Raw genomic sequence first — 15772 nt, forward strand, 5'->3', positions numbered from 1 at the left:
TTAAAAATTATATTTTATTAGTCTTCCTACGATTGCGTTGCTAGGCGTTTTTATAAAAAAACCTCTAGGTTGGTTTATGATAACTCAATATTTGTTTGTCTTGTTTTTTAGTATTTTAATTAGAGTTTATAGCGATCAGGAAGACACTAATATTTATTTTGTAATAATTTTAATAGCTATGCTAGGTTTTATTGCATTAAGTAACCATAAGGAGATCAGCAATTTTTATAAGTTTAAATCATTTAATTTTATTAGAAATAACTTAATTTCTGTTGTAATTGGTTTTAGTATGATAACTTTTGTTTTGAATAATTAGACATTTGTTATTTGCACTTGATGAGTAATAAACCATTAAATCAAATTATGAGAAAAATTTTAATCTTAGCACTTTCTATTATTTTTATTGGATGTAGTAGTGACAAAGAAGAAGTGATTACTACCTTCAATAATTTTAACAAAGCTAATATTGAATTAAATGGGGAGAAGATTTACCAATTGAGCGACTCAAATTCTCATGAGTACTATAAAAATCTATTGAATAAAATATTAAAATTGGATTCTATTGGAGTGTCCAAATTAAACTTATCTGACAAGGTAAATTTATTATCTGCAAGAGCAGTAATTGAAGATTCTATTATAAAAAAAATAAGTTCAAAGGAGTTAATGATTAAAATGTATACTGAGGTAAGTTCAATGGATACTATAAAAATAAATTCCATTAAAAAATCAGGGATTACTAACATTAGCATTGAAAACAAAAACGCTAACAGTGATTTTACAATAAATGAAAAAACCTTGTCGCCAAATGTTAATTTGAAATTTTCAAAAGAAAATGGAAAATGGAAATTTAATGTAGTATCAATGGCAGATTTTACTGAAAAACAACTTAACGCTATTTGCGAACAAAATGGATTTAGCCATATAGATTTTATACAATGGATTTTTTCAGCTTCAAATATTGGAGATAAAAAAATCAAAGAACTAGATGACATTTGGAACCCGATAATTATATAACTTTACGTTGTTAAGATATGTTGAATTTGTGGCTGCAGTCTTAGGTTTTACTATGATATTCTTGTTTTAAATAATCAGATATTTGTCATTTCGTACTTCATCCCAAAATCATTAAAATACCACACAATTTTCGTAACAAAACCTATGGTTTTCAGACTTATAAGTAAAGTCTATTATGGGAGGTTATATGGGATTTGGTATGTCATCCTGGATTTATAAACAAGGTCCAAGAAAAGCGTTTTCTAAACGAAAGCGACGTCCAACATGTAATACATTATCAACTTATGATAGAGCGTTCAAACTTCAGCCTTCAAAAAAATCAAGCAATTTATATATCGTATTCAGTATTCTATGTATTGGACTAGTAGCTGTTGGCTTGCATTATAGAATCCCTGAGTTTACAAAATATAATAGTATTAGAAATGTACAAAAGCGAGAACGTATAAAGTTAAAGAAAAAAGGAACTTTTAATTTTTTAATGCATTCTGGACAAAATAGGTTAAGAGCAAATAATTTAGTTGGTGCGCATTCTGAATTTAAACTAGCAAAAGCTATCTACCCCAAAGATGAACTTGTTAATCAATTGTTAGTAGAAACATTGGTAGCTTTGTGTGAAGATAATAATACATATTGTGATGAATTACATGTCATTTTAGAAAATTCATTATGAGTTTGTCATTACGACGTTAGGAGGAATCTCACATAAAAATGATATATCTCACTGCGTTCAATATGACGAACTAGATAGCTCTAAAATTTCAACTCCATTTTAATATCACTGCGTTTATAAGGACTATCTTTTTCTAAATCTAATACTACAAAACCAAACTTTCTATACATATAAATTGCATTCTCTAATTTGGTGGCCGAGTAGAGCATGAGCGACTCAAAATTATTGGCTTTAGCAAAATCAATACAATGTTGGAGTAGACGTTGCCCAATTTTTTGTCCGCGTTGACTCGGTAAAACTGCCATTTTGGTGAGTTCAAATACCAACGGGTTATGAGTTGGCATTAAAGCCACAGTCCCTAAAATAGTTTGGCCAGATCTTGCAAAAAAAATATGACCACCTGTATTGATGATATACGTTTCGGGTTGACTTAGTACTTCCTCATCAAAAGGCTCAACATAGAAATAGGTTTTAAGCCACTCTATATTTAATTGGTAGAAGTTTTTAGAATACGTTCTATCAAAAGGTATAATCTCAAATACTTTCATGAGCTCTTATAAAATCTGTAATAAGGTAGGAAATAAGCTTACCTACTTGAGTTTCGTTATCTTGAGTAGGAGCAGCTTCACAAATGTGTAAATAAGAGACCTGTTCCTGCTTTCCAAAACAATTAACAAATGCCCTTGTTTTGTTGACGGCAAATCCGCTTGGTGTCATGGCACTACTTGGCATATCTTGTATGGCATCACAATCTATTTCTAAGCCAAAAGGCTTTGATGCAATATGGTCTAAGGCACGTTCCATTTCTGCGTCAAATGATTTTTCTCGTCGCACCATCATACTTTCAAATGTATTGTATTTTACGTTTTTCACCTTTTTTAAGGTTCTAAAAATTCTATCAGAAGTATAATTTTCGTGCAATCCAAAAATGAAGTAGTTTTTTAGAAAGCCTTCAGCAAATGCATAACTAAAACCGTTGCCACTATGACGACCTTCTTCTGCTCTAAAATCGTGGTGCGCATCAAAATTGATAGCATTTATTGGCTTTTTAAGCGCTAATGCAGTGCCTTTAATATTTCCGTAGGCATTATTATGACCACCTCCAATAAGGATAGGAATTTTACCTGCGCTAACTATTTGTGAAACCCAAAAAGAAACTGATTCATCTATTGCTGCCACTTTTTTTCTGGCTTTTGCAATGTCCTTTTTCTTATGTTGATCTAAAGCACTTATTTGTTCTTGGTACTTCGGAAATTCTAAACATCCTAAAATTGCTATTTGTTTTGCATGAGTATAGGCATTACTTTGTATGTTTAACAAAATTTTAATGACAGCATCCCAAGCATTGTAAGTTCCTGAATTACCGTAATTTGCGAACACTCCAACATCTTCTTTAATACCTAAAATAACATAAGAAACGTCTAATTTTACTAATTGTTCGTATATATTATTAGAATTAGGAAATATTGAGATATGTTCTCCAAGTTTGGTTTCTTTAGAGCGTTTTTTCAGAATAGATTGTAATTCTGAAGTTGTAAAAAGTTTTAAGTTATCCATTAACAAAATTGTTTAATTTTGGCGATTTAAAAGTACAGTTTTTTTATTTTCAAATTCAATAACTATACACTAAATTAATGATTAACTTGTTAATATAATTTAAACAAAAAGTAACTTATGGATAATTCAAAAAGTAATGGTATCGGTTTAAAAATTGCGTTAGGTGTTTTACTCGCTTTATTTTTAGGTACCGGATTTTACACATCTAAATTGTACAACGAGAAAAAAGAAAATGAAGCTTCTCTAACTCGTGAGAAAGAGCAAGTTATGGCAGATTTGAGCACAATGGCAAAACAATATGATGTGGCTATTGGTGAAAATGAAGTTTCTAATGAACGTTTAGAAGAAGCCAGAGGACGTATTCAAGGTTTAATGGATTCATTAAAAATTTCTCAAAATAGCGTGAGTAGTCTTTGGAGATATAAAAAGAAATTCATGGCTTTACAAGAAGAGATGAATGTGTTAATGAAAGAAAATGACAACCTTAAAGTTGAAAACTCTTTACTGGCAACATCTTTAGATAGTACTACAGTTCAATTGGCAGAGCGTACTGTTTTTACAGATTCATTATTAGTACAAAACACACAACTAGCAGAGGTTGTTGAGAATGCAGCAGTTTTACAAACTACAGATCTTAAAGGGTTTGGGGTGATTGAAAGAAGCTCAGGTAAATTGATACCAACAGAACGTGCTAAACGTAGTGATAAAATAAAAGTATGTTATACGGTTGCAAAAAATAGATTGGTAGGAGCTGGAGATAAAGAATTATATGTGCAAGTTTTAGATCCTAAAAACAATGTTTTGGGCTCTAATGACCAAATTCAGTTTGATGATACCATTTTAAACTATAGCTTAATTAGTAAATTTAATTATGAAAATAGAAATTTAAATATTTGTGAGTATGTCGCTCCAAATGATGATTTTGAAAAAGGACGTTATATTGTAAACGTTTTTAACAATAAAGAATTAATTTCTTCTTCAGAATTTATAATGAAATAAGAAAAATAGAGTAGGTTAGGTTGAAAAATCTGGAGGTTCAATTGAGCTTTCAGGTTTTTTTTTGCTTTATTCTGAAAGTTGAGCAATGCATAATTCTCTTACTTTCCAAAGGTCGTTATAACTTAATGATATATTTTGATTTACTAACCAAGATTTTAAGTAAGCTTGATGCCATTTTAACTTATAGTCTCCAATTTGCTCTGGTGTGATTAATGCCTCGTGTACTAACGTTTTAGCAAAAATGGGTGCTTCATTAGTATTGAATGTGATGTCTTTAATGACGTTGTTTAATTTTAAATAGCAATGCGCTTCTGGAATGTAATCTAATTTATGAGCATCTAGTATGGAGCTAATTTTTGATGTATTCTCCTTATTCATTTTAAAAATACCCATATACAATTGTAAATCTTCATAATTGTTTTCGAGGGCAATAGCCTTTAAAAATGCGTGTTTTGTAGAGCAAGTACCCTTTCGTTCTTTTAAAATAAGTGTGTAATCACTTCGGTTGGTATTACGACCATAAGGTAATTGCTTAACAAATTCATATACAGACTCAAAATTAGTGAGACCTAAAGCAATACATTGTTTAGAAAGCGGTTTGCTATCCAGTAAATTAAAATACTTGACCATTGATAATGACAGTTTCAATGTGATTATCACCAAAAGCATATGGTAAATGATAATAACTAGGAAGCTCTTTGGTAATGATTAAGTTTGCAATTTTTCCTCTACAAATACTTCCGTATCGGTTTGAAATTCCCATTGCATGTGCTCCATTTATGGTTGCAGCATTGATAGCTTCTTCTGGAGTTAATTTCATTTTAATACATGCTGTAGAGACTACAAAATTCATATTTCCACTAGGCGTAGAACCAGGATTATAATCTGTTGCTAAAGCGAGAGGCAATCCTGCATCTATAATTTGTCGTCCTGGTGTATATGGAATACTTAAAAAATACGAGCAAGAAGGTAAAGCGACAGGTATGGTATTTGATGTTTTTAATACAGAAATATCGTCGTCATTCAGTTCTTCTAAATGGTCTACAGAAAGTGCATTGTATTTTACACCAATGGCAATACCACCAAAGGCGTTAAATTGATTCACATGAATTTTTGGTATCATTCCGTGTTCAATGCCTGCTTTTAAAATACGTTCGGTATCTTCTAAATCAAAATATCCTTTTTCACAAAAGACATCTATATAATCCGCTAAATGTTCTTTTGCAACTGCAGGAATCATTTCATTAACTACCACATCAATAAAACCAGTTTTATTATCTTTAAACCCTTCAGGAATGGCATGCGCTGCTAATAGTGTAGGTTTAATACTTATTGGGAAATCATGTTTTAGTTTTTTGATAACCCGAAGCATTTTTAATTCGGCTTCTACAGTCAAACCATAACCAGATTTTATTTCAATAGCTCCTGTTCCTAGTTTTATAACATTGTGAAGTCGTTTAGCTGCTTGGTCATACAACGCATCTTCTGAAGTATTTTGTAACGTTTCCGCAGAATTTAAAATTCCACCACCACGATTTGCTATATCTTCATAGGATAAGCCATTAATTCTATCAACAAACTCTTGAGTGCGATCTCCTGCATAGACAATATGTGTGTGTGAATCACACCAAGTTGGCAATACAATTTTACCAGTGGCATCAATAACTTCATCTGCATCAAGATCTTCAAAATCATCCATGCTACCAAATTCAACAATAGTATCATGTTCAATTAAAACATAGGCATTTTTTAGTATCGGCAAGACCTTCATGTCTTTACCTTTAACGATGGTTACATTTGTATCTCTAACTTGAAGAAGTTCTTTGATGTTTTTAATAAGTAATAGCATAGTATAGTTCTAGATTATAAATTTATAAATTAATCTAAAACTAAAGTAGGCTAGAGGTCTCTATTTTTTAATAAACTTAAATACGGTATTAGCATTGTTAATTTTTAGATAGTAGATACCTGTTGTTAATTCTGAAACATCCAATGCGTCATGTAATTGCACGTGTTGAGATGTTATGATGTTACCAAGACTATTAAAAACAGTAATTTTTGAGGTTTCAGTCATTCCTGTAAAATAGAGTTTATCCTGTGTTGGGTTAGGAAACATAGTGATGTTAGCTTGCTTAATATCTGATACCGATAATACTATGTTTTGGTTGTTAAACATATTTACTGCATCGTCATTATAAGCTATGGTTGAGATGTCTAAATCGCCATCATTTTCAAAGTCGGCAAATGTAATGGTATAGGCTTGACTTTGAGTAGCATCAATAATTTGTTCTGGTCCAAAACCACCAACACCATCGCTTTTAAACCAAACGATGTCGTTTCCAGCACCAGAAGCTGCACTGGTCAAAATAAAATCATTTAAATTATCGTTATCTAAATCTCTTAAATCTAAACATGCAGGATTGGAGATACTTGTACTTATAACAGTTTCTGCATAGGTTGCCGTACCAGGAGATATTTCGGTGCGTTTAAACCAAGAGGCATCTCCTGTAATATCTGTCACTAAAATATCTAAGCTAGAATCGTTATCGACATCTTCTGCCATGATACTAAAAATATAGTCTTTAGTATTTAGAGACACTACATTGGTATCTGCTGTGAAATTACCGTCGCCATCATTATAGAATACTTCAATTCTACAATCATTTGGGACACCATAAGCAATTGCATTACCAATGACACTATCAATATCACCATCAAAATCTATATCTTTCATGGCAAAGGCTCCTGGATTTATAATGGTATTGTTAATAATATTTTTTGTTCCAAAATTTCCTGAGCCATCATTTGCAAACCAAATGACTTCATTTCCATTATACGCTGCAACAGCAACATCTAAAGTTGTATTATTATCTATGGTTCTAACGTAAACTTGACCTGGACCATTAATCGTAGCGCTAATTATTTGAGCAGCGCCAAAATTTCCTAGACCATCATTGGCGAACCATACTAAGGTACCGTCACCAGATGATGTAGATACGACATCATTAAATCCATTTCCGTTTATATCGGCGATTGCAACGCCTCCTGCGTTACTTAATAATCCAATAGGAGTTGATTGTATGTTAAAATTACCTGCACCATCATTTTTTAACCAATATACAGTGCCTCCAATGGTTGTGCTTACTACTAAATCAGGAAAAGCGTCATCATCAATTAATCCAGATGCGATGTTATAAGGCGCGTTTCCACCAGGTTGAGGCAACGCAATAGACTGCGTTTTATTAAATATAGTTTGGGAATAACCATTAAAATTTCCGAAGAAAATTAAAATACTATAGAATAAAAAATTTTGTAAGTTCATAGAAAATGGGTTGAAACTAAACAAGCAAGTAAATAGAGATTCACTTGCTTGTTTTATGGTATGAATGAATTTTTATTGTTTGATAAACTTTCTTGTAAAATTAGAGTTGTTATCTTTTATAAAATAGATTCCATTATTTAATTGGGACACATCTACGTGGTCTCCAGAAGTAATTTTATTTGATAAAACAACTTGACCTAAGGCATTATATACTGAAATATCTAATACATTATTAAAATTACCAGCGAAGGTTAATTTATCTGTAGCTGGATTTGGGTAAATGATAAAATTGTTAGAATCAATGAAATCTATTGATAATGTTGATGAATATGTGCCAATTGGAAAAGGTGTAGAAGCAGTAGCATTATTTGTACCACCTTCTAATTCGTCTATTCCGCTAAAGTTCCAGTTTCCTGGTACAAAAACGACACCATCAGGACCTGTTGCAACAACTCTATAAGCCCAACCATCGGTATAATCCCAAACTTCACCATCACCATTGGTATTAATATCTCCATAAGTGTCTATAACGACTCCGTTTTCAAATAATTCAATAGCATCATCACCATTTATGTTCATTGCGTTGTCTGCATAATCAGTTGATTGTCCAAAAAATGCGGAAAATTGAGTTGATTCACTAGACACGTATATAAACTGACCAGTTGTAGCTGCTACTGCAGGAAATGAGAATTCTAGTCCGTCAGATCCACCACCATTGTTAGCGCTTCCTAATCCGAAGACACTTAAATCTGGAATATCTTGTAAAACAAATATTTCAACACCTTTTGGCAATCCTCCAGATAGAGATCCATCAAAAACACCAGTTAAAACTAGAGCATTAGTTTTAGTGACTTTTAGGTTTTCTAAATAATTAAGGTCATCTTGGTTATAAGCGCAACTTGCAATGTCTAAATCACCATCTGCATCATAATCTGCAACATCAAATATAAATGCTTGGCTAGATGTATCATCTATAACTTGTTCTGTACCATAAGTTCCACCATTGTTTTTAAACCAAACAATGTCGTTACCAGCACCCGAAGTTCCACTACTTAAAATAATATCTTTAAGACCATCATTATCTAAATCTTGATGTTGTGCAAAGGCAGGATTTACTAATGAGGTCACAAAAGTGGTTTCTGTATATCCACCAGCACCATCATCTTCATACCAATAGAAGTTACCAGTTGGGCCTCCACCATATGAAACTTCTGATACAAGAATATCTAAATTGGCATCGCCATCTAAATCTTCAAAAGTAGCATTGAAAATACCATTTTTACCTGTAGTAACAGATGTAGCATCTTTAATAAAAGCAACTGTGCCACCAGGAATTAAATCATTTCTAAAAATCTCTATGACATCTCCACTATAAGCTGCAGTTGCAACTATTGCATCTAAATCACCATCACCATCTATATCTTTCATGTTTACAACTCCAGGAGATGATAATGTATTGTCAATAATATTTGGACTACCAAAATTTCCTGCGCCATCGCCAGAGAACCAAAGAACTTGATTGTTAACTGAAGACGTTACAGCAATATCTAAGTGACTATCACTATCTATGTTACCAACAAAAGAGCCGCTTAAACCATCATAAGCATCGGTAATTAATTGCTCTGTAGCAAAATTCCCAGCGCCATCATTTGCATACCAAACTAGTTTACTGTTTTGACCGTATGTTGCAGTAACATAACTACCAAAACCACTTGCAAGGACATCTTGAAAACCATCACCATTAATATCGACAAGCTTAACAGAACCTACATTTGTAAGTGTATTTGTAATTGGCGTTTGCTTTACAAATGTACCATCTCCATTACCTTTATACCAAACGATAACATGATCTGCATCTGTACCAATTATAATATCTAAAAAAGGATCAGCATCTATTAATCCTGTAGCGATAGTGTAAGGATTATTTCCAGTATTAGCGTCAATAGTTACTTTAGGTTCAAAAGTAGTTTGCGCAAATATTGATGTACAAGCACCAATTAATGTTAAAAAGCTAAGTAATTTTTGTTTCATAGTATATGATTTATTACGCTAAGATAGTTAAAAACCTCTAGACATCATCGTTTAATCGGTATTTGTAACGCTTTATCGTTATTTTAGAGAGCCAACCATGTTTTCAGGTTTTACCCATTCATCGTATTCTTCAGCAGTAACATACCCAAGATTTATAGCTTCTACTTTTAAAGTTGTTCCGTTTTTATGTGCAGTATTAGCTATTTCCGCAGCCTTATAATATCCAATTTTGGTATTAAGTGCAGTAACCAACATTAATGAGTTGTTAAGTAATTGCTTTATTACTTCATGATTAGGCTCAATACCAGCAGCACAATGTTCTTCAAAACTCACACAAGCATCACCTATAAGTTGTGCACTTTGTAACACATTTGCAGCCATCATTGGTTTAAAGACGTTAAGTTCATAATGACCTTGAGTACCACCAACAGTGACAGCAACGTCGTTACCCATAACTTGAGCACACACCATTGTTAACGCTTCACATTGCGTAGGATTTACTTTTCCTGGCATAATAGAACTTCCAGGTTCGTTAGCAGGAATAATAATTTCTCCAATACCACTTCTAGGCCCAGAGGCCATCATTCTAATGTCATTCGCGATTTTATTTAACGACACGGCTAATTGTTTTAAAGCACCATGCGTTTCTACCAATGCATCGTGAGCAGCAAGAGCTTCAAACTTATTATCTGCGGAAACAAAAGGTAAATCGGTGAATTTTGCAATATAATCTGCAACAAGTTCGCTATATCCATCAGGAGTATTTAGACCTGTACCAACTGCAGTTCCTCCAAGAGCGAGTTCACTTAAATGCGGAAGTGTGTTTTCTAAAGCTTTCAATCCGTGATCTAATTGTGATACGTATCCCGAAAATTCTTGTCCTAAAGTTAAAGGTGTAGCATCCATTAAATGAGTACGACCAATTTTAACTACATCTTTAAATGCGATAGATTTATTATGGAGTGTATTTCTTAATTGAATCACACCAGAGATGGTAGTTTCTACCACTTTTTTATAGATAGCGATATGCATTCCAGTAGGAAACGTATCATTAGATGATTGCGATTTATTAACATCATCATTTGGCTGAATCGTTTTTTCACCTTCACCAATCACTTTACCAGCAATTTGATGTGCTCTATTAGCAATAACTTCATTGACATTCATATTACTTTGTGTGCCAGAACCCGTTTGCCAAATCACCAACGGAAATTGATCATCATGCTTGCCTTCTAAAATTTCTTCACAAACCTGAGCAATCAAATCACGTTTTTCATTAGCCAAAACACCTAATTCACAATTAGTATAAGCAGCAGCTTTTTTAAGATAGGCAAATCCATAAACAATTTCTAAAGGCATGGATGCAACTGCTCCAATTTTAAAGTTGTTGCGAGAACGCTCAGTTTGAGCTCCCCAAAGTTTATCTGCAGGCACATTAACGTTACCCATTGTATCTTTTTCTATTCTATACTCCATAATTGTTTGTGTTTTTTAAGTTATAAATTTGTTGACACTATTTAAATTGTAATAAAAATTAGCAATTTTTAGCCATTTAAAATTGTGTATTTAAATTCAAGGTAAAGTTAAGAGTTTTGATTGTTTTTTTAGAAGGATTTTTTCTTTTATTACTTCGGAAATTGGAACCTTTAATTTTTTGTCTATTAATTGAAAGTGTAGGCTCTAAACAGGTAAATATACGGTAACATTTTATGCTCTTATTAGTTATTTTTCAGATTTATAAATCAACACCCCAAAATCAATAACATTCAATTTAGTGATGACCGTTAGTGTTTTATAGACGGTTTTTTAGAGTTGTAAAGATGATAGAAGTGATGTAAAACATAATTTTTTGACTCTTTGTTAATTTGGATAATTCTAATGCCATTGGTCAAAAGAACCTATAGAAAAACGATTATAAATGAATCTAGATACCGATATACTTAATAAAATTATTAATTTTTTAAACGATATTCACATCGATGTTATTAAAACAGAATTACCTAGCGATACGTTTTTACCAGGATTAGAGCTTAAAGGTCAAGCAATACAATTAGATGTGAAAAAATTAAAATACCCAGGAGATTTATTACATGAAGCAGGTCATATCGCAGTTACACAAAAAGAAAAACGACCACTAATTGGTACAAAAACAATAGGTGAGGATTGGCCTAGTTTGGGTGATGAAATTGTAGCTATATTATGGTCATATGCTGCATTAAGTTATTTACAACTAGATCCAAAAGTTGTATTTCACTCAGAGGGTTATAAAAACGCCTCGTCTTGGTTTATAGAACAATTTAGCAGTGGAGTTTATATGGGATTGCCACTTTTGGAATGGATGGGTATTTGTGATGCTAGTGAATTTCCTAAAGTCAAGCAGTGGTTACGATAAAAGTTAATGTAAGTGTGAAATTATATCAAAATAATTACTTTTCATTTCAAACTAAAATATTTGTTATGCGCAACGTTATAGAGTTTATACTTAAAAACTAATGTTGTTGATGCCTCTAAGTGTTTAAAGATTTAAGCATCATGTCATTGAGTTGTCCTTAAATTAGCCTTTTATGTATTCAACAATGCATTGTTAATAAAACTCAATTTTCTTATTGCAAAATAAAACCCTTTATTATATCTTTGCCTTAACAAAAAATAAGCACATGTTCGATTTTGACCAATATTTAGGATTTTTAGCATTTTTAAGTATACTTACTTTAGGATTCTGGTTGATGATTTTCCTCATCACCTTTGTAATTCCTTACTGGATTGGTGGAGCACTTATTGAACGTTTAGGTGAAATGAAAGAAGAAAGAAAAGCAAAACGAGAAGCTGCAACACATTAAGTAGTCTCTTTAGTTAATACATATAAAAAAAAGGAAACCAATTTGGTTTCCTTTTTTTTATTGTCACAATTTAAATAAAACTAATTTTTTACTTTTCTCTTTATTAAAAGAGGCCTTATTTGTTCTTAGTTGAAAAAACAAAGATGGAAAGTTAATTTGATATGCTTGTTTCAAATCAACTTTCCATCTACAATAATCTTTATGAAATTTAAATTCAACCGCTTTTATAATTAGTGAAGCAATTATTTTAGTAATATAGGTATTGCAATTTTCACCTAAGACTTTTAACAATAACTGTAAGCACTACACATTAAAAATTGACTATCCTTCAAAATCAAAATTATCTCCACCAGAATCACCGCCTCGGTTATCACGTTGACGCGATTTTTGTTGATTAAATCTATAGGTGAAAGAGACATTAAAACTACGTTGTCTCCATTGAAATTCACTGTCGTTAATAAAAGTATCTGTTGTAGAAGTTGATTGTCGTTTTCTAGAATTAAATAAATCTCTAACATTTAAAGCAAGAGAGGCTCTGTCTCCTAATAAATCTTTGCTAAATGCCATATCTGTTGATAAAATACCTTTTTGCGTACTTTGAGCATCTTCTCTTGGTCCACGATAGAAAACACGAGTTTGCCAATCTATGTCTCCTGGTAACGTATATTTATTATTGATTCTTGCAAACCAACTAAAATTTTCTGCCCCAAAATCGGTGCCTTCATATATACCTTCGGTTTTATTTTTAAATAGGTTAATGTTTCCGTTAAGGTTCCATTTTTTTGAAGGTCTATAGGTTAAGGTAAATTCAAATCCGAAACGATCTTCTGTAGCTAAATTTATAGGAGAACGTCTAATAATAGGAACTTCTGTTCCTCCAACGACAGTGGTTTCTCCAGTGTCTAATGTTACAAACGTGAAAACATCTGTAGCTCGTTGATAATAGATAGAAGAGTTAAGTGTTATTTTTCCGAAGCGATTTAAATACCCAAAATCAAATGAGTTTGAGTAACTAGGATCTAAATCTGGGTTACCTTGAAAAATATTTGTGGCACTACTTCTAGAAGGAAACGGATTAATGAATCTTGATCTTGGACGTCTAATTCTACGATTATAACCTAAGGTTAAATTTTGTTTTTCGTTAATTTCAAAACCTAAATTTATTGTAGGGAAAAGTCCTGTGTAATTTTTACGTTGTAAATCGTTAGTAGTTATTTGGTTAACAGTAACACGAGATTGCTCCATACGAAGTCCTAATAAATAGGAGAATTTATCTTTTACCTTACTTCCAAATTGAGTGTATAAAGCGTTTACGTACTGACGAAAAATTAAGTTATTACTAACATCTGTATCTAAAACAAAATCACCATTTTCATTAAACTCTAGAGTATAATCTGTATCTGTTTCTTCGTAATTTCCTCTAAAACCAAATTCAAAACTACTTTTTTCACCAATAGGACGTGTATAGTCTAATTGTAAAAGAACTTCATCTTGGTTTTCAATTGTTCTTACACGCTCGGCAGCACTGCCATCCTGTGCAATGATAGATTTTTCTTCTTCACCATTATCTTCATACTGAAAATCTATAGTTAAACGATGTTGACTATTGCCATCAAATTGTTTGTCAAAATTAACGGCATATTGTCGTGTTGCATCTGTTTCTTCTTCAGGATCTAAACGAAAGGAATCTGAGATAAGATTGTTGTTACTATCAAATTCTTGAATTATATTTGAATTATCATTGTTTTGATCACTATCTCTGTATACAAAAGAGGTCACTACAGATGTCGTTTCATTGATATACCATTCTACCCCTAGATTAGTGTTAAAACCTTTACTTTGTCTGTCAAATTCTCGTGATTCTTTAAAAAAGGTACTTGGATCATCACCATTAAAATACTCTGTATTTGTAGTCGCATTTCCTGGAGATTCTCTATATCGATATCCAGATGTATTAAAGAAATTGAAATCTCCTGTTCTGTAATTTATATTTCCAGAAACACCGGCTTCTGTAGGATCTCCTGCGCTTAAAGTAACTGCACCATTAAGTCCTTGAAGTTTACTACGACGCAAAATAATATTTAGAATTCCGGCTGTGCCTTCGGCATCATAACGAGCAGAAGGTGATGTAATCACCTCAACACGTTCAATAGATTCGGCTGGTAATTGTCTAAGTGCGTCTGTAGAGTTTAAACCAACTAATCCTGATGGTTTACCGTTAATAAGTATCGTCACGTTATCATTTCCACGTAGAGCAACATTACCTTCAACATCAACCGAAACCGATGGCACGTTGTCTAGCACATCGCTTACAGTACCACCTCTAACAGTTAAATCACTTCCAACATTATAAATCTTTTTATCTAATTTGATTTCTACTGTTGTTTTTTCGGCAATAACTTCAACAGCATCAAGAGCTTCTAAATTTAGAGATAATGAGACTGTACCTAAATTAATATCTTTAGAAAGTGATTTATTATCATAACTTTTTGTTTTATATGAAAGGTATTCAACTTTCACATCATAAACACCAGGTGCTACTTCAATTTTAAATTCGCCTTTAGCATCTGTGATGCCTCCAGTAACAGTTTTATTTAATTTTTTGCTAAAAAGTGAAATGGTAGCATATTCTAATGGATAATTTCCATCAGCATCAAGCACAGTTCCTGAAACGGTAATTTCGTTTTGTGCGATACCAAATGCAAAACTAAAAAAGGATAATAATAGTAGATAAGTAGTTTTTTGTAACATTCTCAAGTAGTTATGGTTTGTGTTAATTTTAAAACACAAAGTTAGGACTACTAAAGGTGGTGTGCGGTTAATGTTTTGTTAAACAAAAATGAGAGCTATGTTAAAAATATAGAATTAGTCTATAATGAAGTATTGGTTTAGATGCTCAAAAGATTGATTAATTATGACTTGTCTTTTCTTTTACGTTTTTTCTCTTTCTTTTTCTTCTTTTTCTCTTCATTATGATTCCATTTTCCTTTTAAAGCATCCATGATTTTAGACATTTGTTCTTCTGTAATCATCGCTTTTAAATCTCTAAAATGGTTATCATCGAGATTTTGAACATACGTTTTTCTTTCAAATTCTTTTAAACCAAGCATATTAATTTTTTGAAACTCTACAAAGTAAGTTTCCATTTGTTGTTTGATAATTTCCTTTTGAAAGTCATCAACTTTTAATGTTCCAACAAAATCATTGATATATTCTTTCTTTTTCATTTCCATCTCAGCTTCGTATTTAAGGCGGTCTTTTTCTGCTTTAGCTTGAGAAAAACTGTTACTGATAAATACCACTGAGCAAAAAATTGAGATAAGTACTGTTTTCATTTTG

The 15772-nt window shown here is 32.1% G+C and carries 14 protein-coding genes; 5 read left to right on the forward strand and 9 right to left on the reverse strand.

Features of this window, described 5'->3' with window-relative positions; translation table 11 throughout:
- Positions 1–363: 363 nt before the first annotated feature.
- Together TD29_RS01800 and TD29_RS01805 are read left to right on the forward strand one after the other, a co-directional pair.
- The gene (locus TD29_RS01800; protein WP_152611443.1) at positions 364–1014 is read left to right on the forward strand and encodes a hypothetical protein; all 651 of its coding nucleotides are present in this window, start codon (positions 364–366) and stop codon (positions 1012–1014) included.
- 175 nt (positions 1015–1189) lie between these two features.
- The gene (locus TD29_RS01805) at positions 1190–1684 is read left to right on the forward strand and encodes a hypothetical protein (protein ID WP_040278500.1); all 495 of its coding nucleotides are present in this window, start codon (positions 1190–1192) and stop codon (positions 1682–1684) included.
- 80 nt (positions 1685–1764) lie between these two features.
- Here the strand turns inward: TD29_RS01805 and TD29_RS01810 are convergent, their stop codons facing one another.
- On the reverse strand, positions 1765–2232 hold the full coding sequence (locus tag TD29_RS01810; protein WP_040278501.1) for a GNAT family N-acetyltransferase: 468 nt from the start codon (positions 2230–2232) through the stop codon (positions 1765–1767).
- Positions 2219–3241, reverse strand: a complete 1023-nt coding sequence (locus tag TD29_RS01815; RefSeq protein ID WP_040278502.1) for a formimidoylglutamase — start codon at positions 3239–3241, stop codon at positions 2219–2221. The genes TD29_RS01810 and TD29_RS01815 overlap by 14 nt, the downstream gene beginning before the upstream one ends.
- Positions 3242–3358: 117 nt before the next feature.
- On the opposite strand from TD29_RS01815, the gene TD29_RS01820 reads away from it, so the two are divergent.
- On the forward strand, positions 3359–4240 hold the full coding sequence (locus tag TD29_RS01820; RefSeq protein ID WP_040278503.1) for a chromosome partitioning protein ParA: 882 nt from the start codon (positions 3359–3361) through the stop codon (positions 4238–4240).
- 66 nt (positions 4241–4306) lie between these two features.
- On the opposite strand, the gene TD29_RS01825 is transcribed toward TD29_RS01820, so the two are convergent.
- The 5 genes from TD29_RS01825 to fumC all read right to left on the reverse strand — a co-directional run bounded on the left by TD29_RS01825 (position 4307) and on the right by fumC (position 11069).
- A complete protein-coding gene (locus tag TD29_RS01825; RefSeq protein WP_040278504.1) occupies positions 4307–4870 on the reverse strand; it encodes a hypothetical protein in 564 nt (187 codons plus the stop codon).
- Complete coding sequence (gene hutI, locus TD29_RS01830; RefSeq protein ID WP_040278505.1) at positions 4854–6089, reverse strand: imidazolonepropionase; 1236 nt, start codon at positions 6087–6089, stop codon at positions 4854–4856. Before hutI ends, TD29_RS01825 begins: the two co-directional genes overlap by 17 nt.
- 60 nt (positions 6090–6149) lie before the next feature.
- Entirely contained in the window at positions 6150–7562 is a 1413-nt protein-coding gene (locus TD29_RS01835; protein WP_040278506.1) for a T9SS type A sorting domain-containing protein, read from the reverse strand.
- Positions 7563–7634: 72 nt separating this feature from the next.
- Positions 7635–9593: a T9SS type A sorting domain-containing protein gene (locus TD29_RS17780; RefSeq protein WP_052466941.1), complete on the reverse strand. Its 1959-nt coding sequence runs from the start codon at positions 9591–9593 to the stop codon at positions 7635–7637.
- Positions 9594–9671: 78 nt separating this feature from the next.
- Positions 9672–11069: a class II fumarate hydratase gene (gene fumC, locus TD29_RS01845; RefSeq protein WP_040278507.1), complete on the reverse strand. Its 1398-nt coding sequence runs from the start codon at positions 11067–11069 to the stop codon at positions 9672–9674.
- A gap of 442 nt (positions 11070–11511) precedes the next feature.
- Between fumC and TD29_RS01850 the strand changes: the two genes are divergently transcribed.
- Both TD29_RS01850 and TD29_RS01855 read left to right on the forward strand, forming a co-directional pair.
- On the forward strand, positions 11512–11985 hold the full coding sequence (locus TD29_RS01850; protein ID WP_040278508.1) for a hypothetical protein: 474 nt from the start codon (positions 11512–11514) through the stop codon (positions 11983–11985).
- A gap of 265 nt (positions 11986–12250) precedes the next feature.
- Positions 12251–12433: a hypothetical protein gene (locus TD29_RS01855; protein WP_040278509.1), complete on the forward strand. Its 183-nt coding sequence runs from the start codon at positions 12251–12253 to the stop codon at positions 12431–12433.
- A 321-nt stretch (positions 12434–12754) separates the two neighbouring features.
- Here the strand turns inward: TD29_RS01855 and TD29_RS01865 are convergent, their stop codons facing one another.
- Entirely contained in the window at positions 12755–15184 is a 2430-nt protein-coding gene (locus TD29_RS01865; RefSeq protein ID WP_040278512.1) for a TonB-dependent receptor domain-containing protein, read from the reverse strand.
- A 161-nt stretch (positions 15185–15345) separates the two neighbouring features.
- A complete protein-coding gene (locus TD29_RS01870) occupies positions 15346–15768 on the reverse strand; it encodes a hypothetical protein (protein WP_040278514.1) in 423 nt (140 codons plus the stop codon).
- Positions 15769–15772 lie beyond the last annotated feature (4 nt).

Source organism: Psychroserpens damuponensis, from assembly GCF_000826655.1.
Classification (GTDB): domain Bacteria; phylum Bacteroidota; class Bacteroidia; order Flavobacteriales; family Flavobacteriaceae; genus Psychroserpens; species Psychroserpens damuponensis.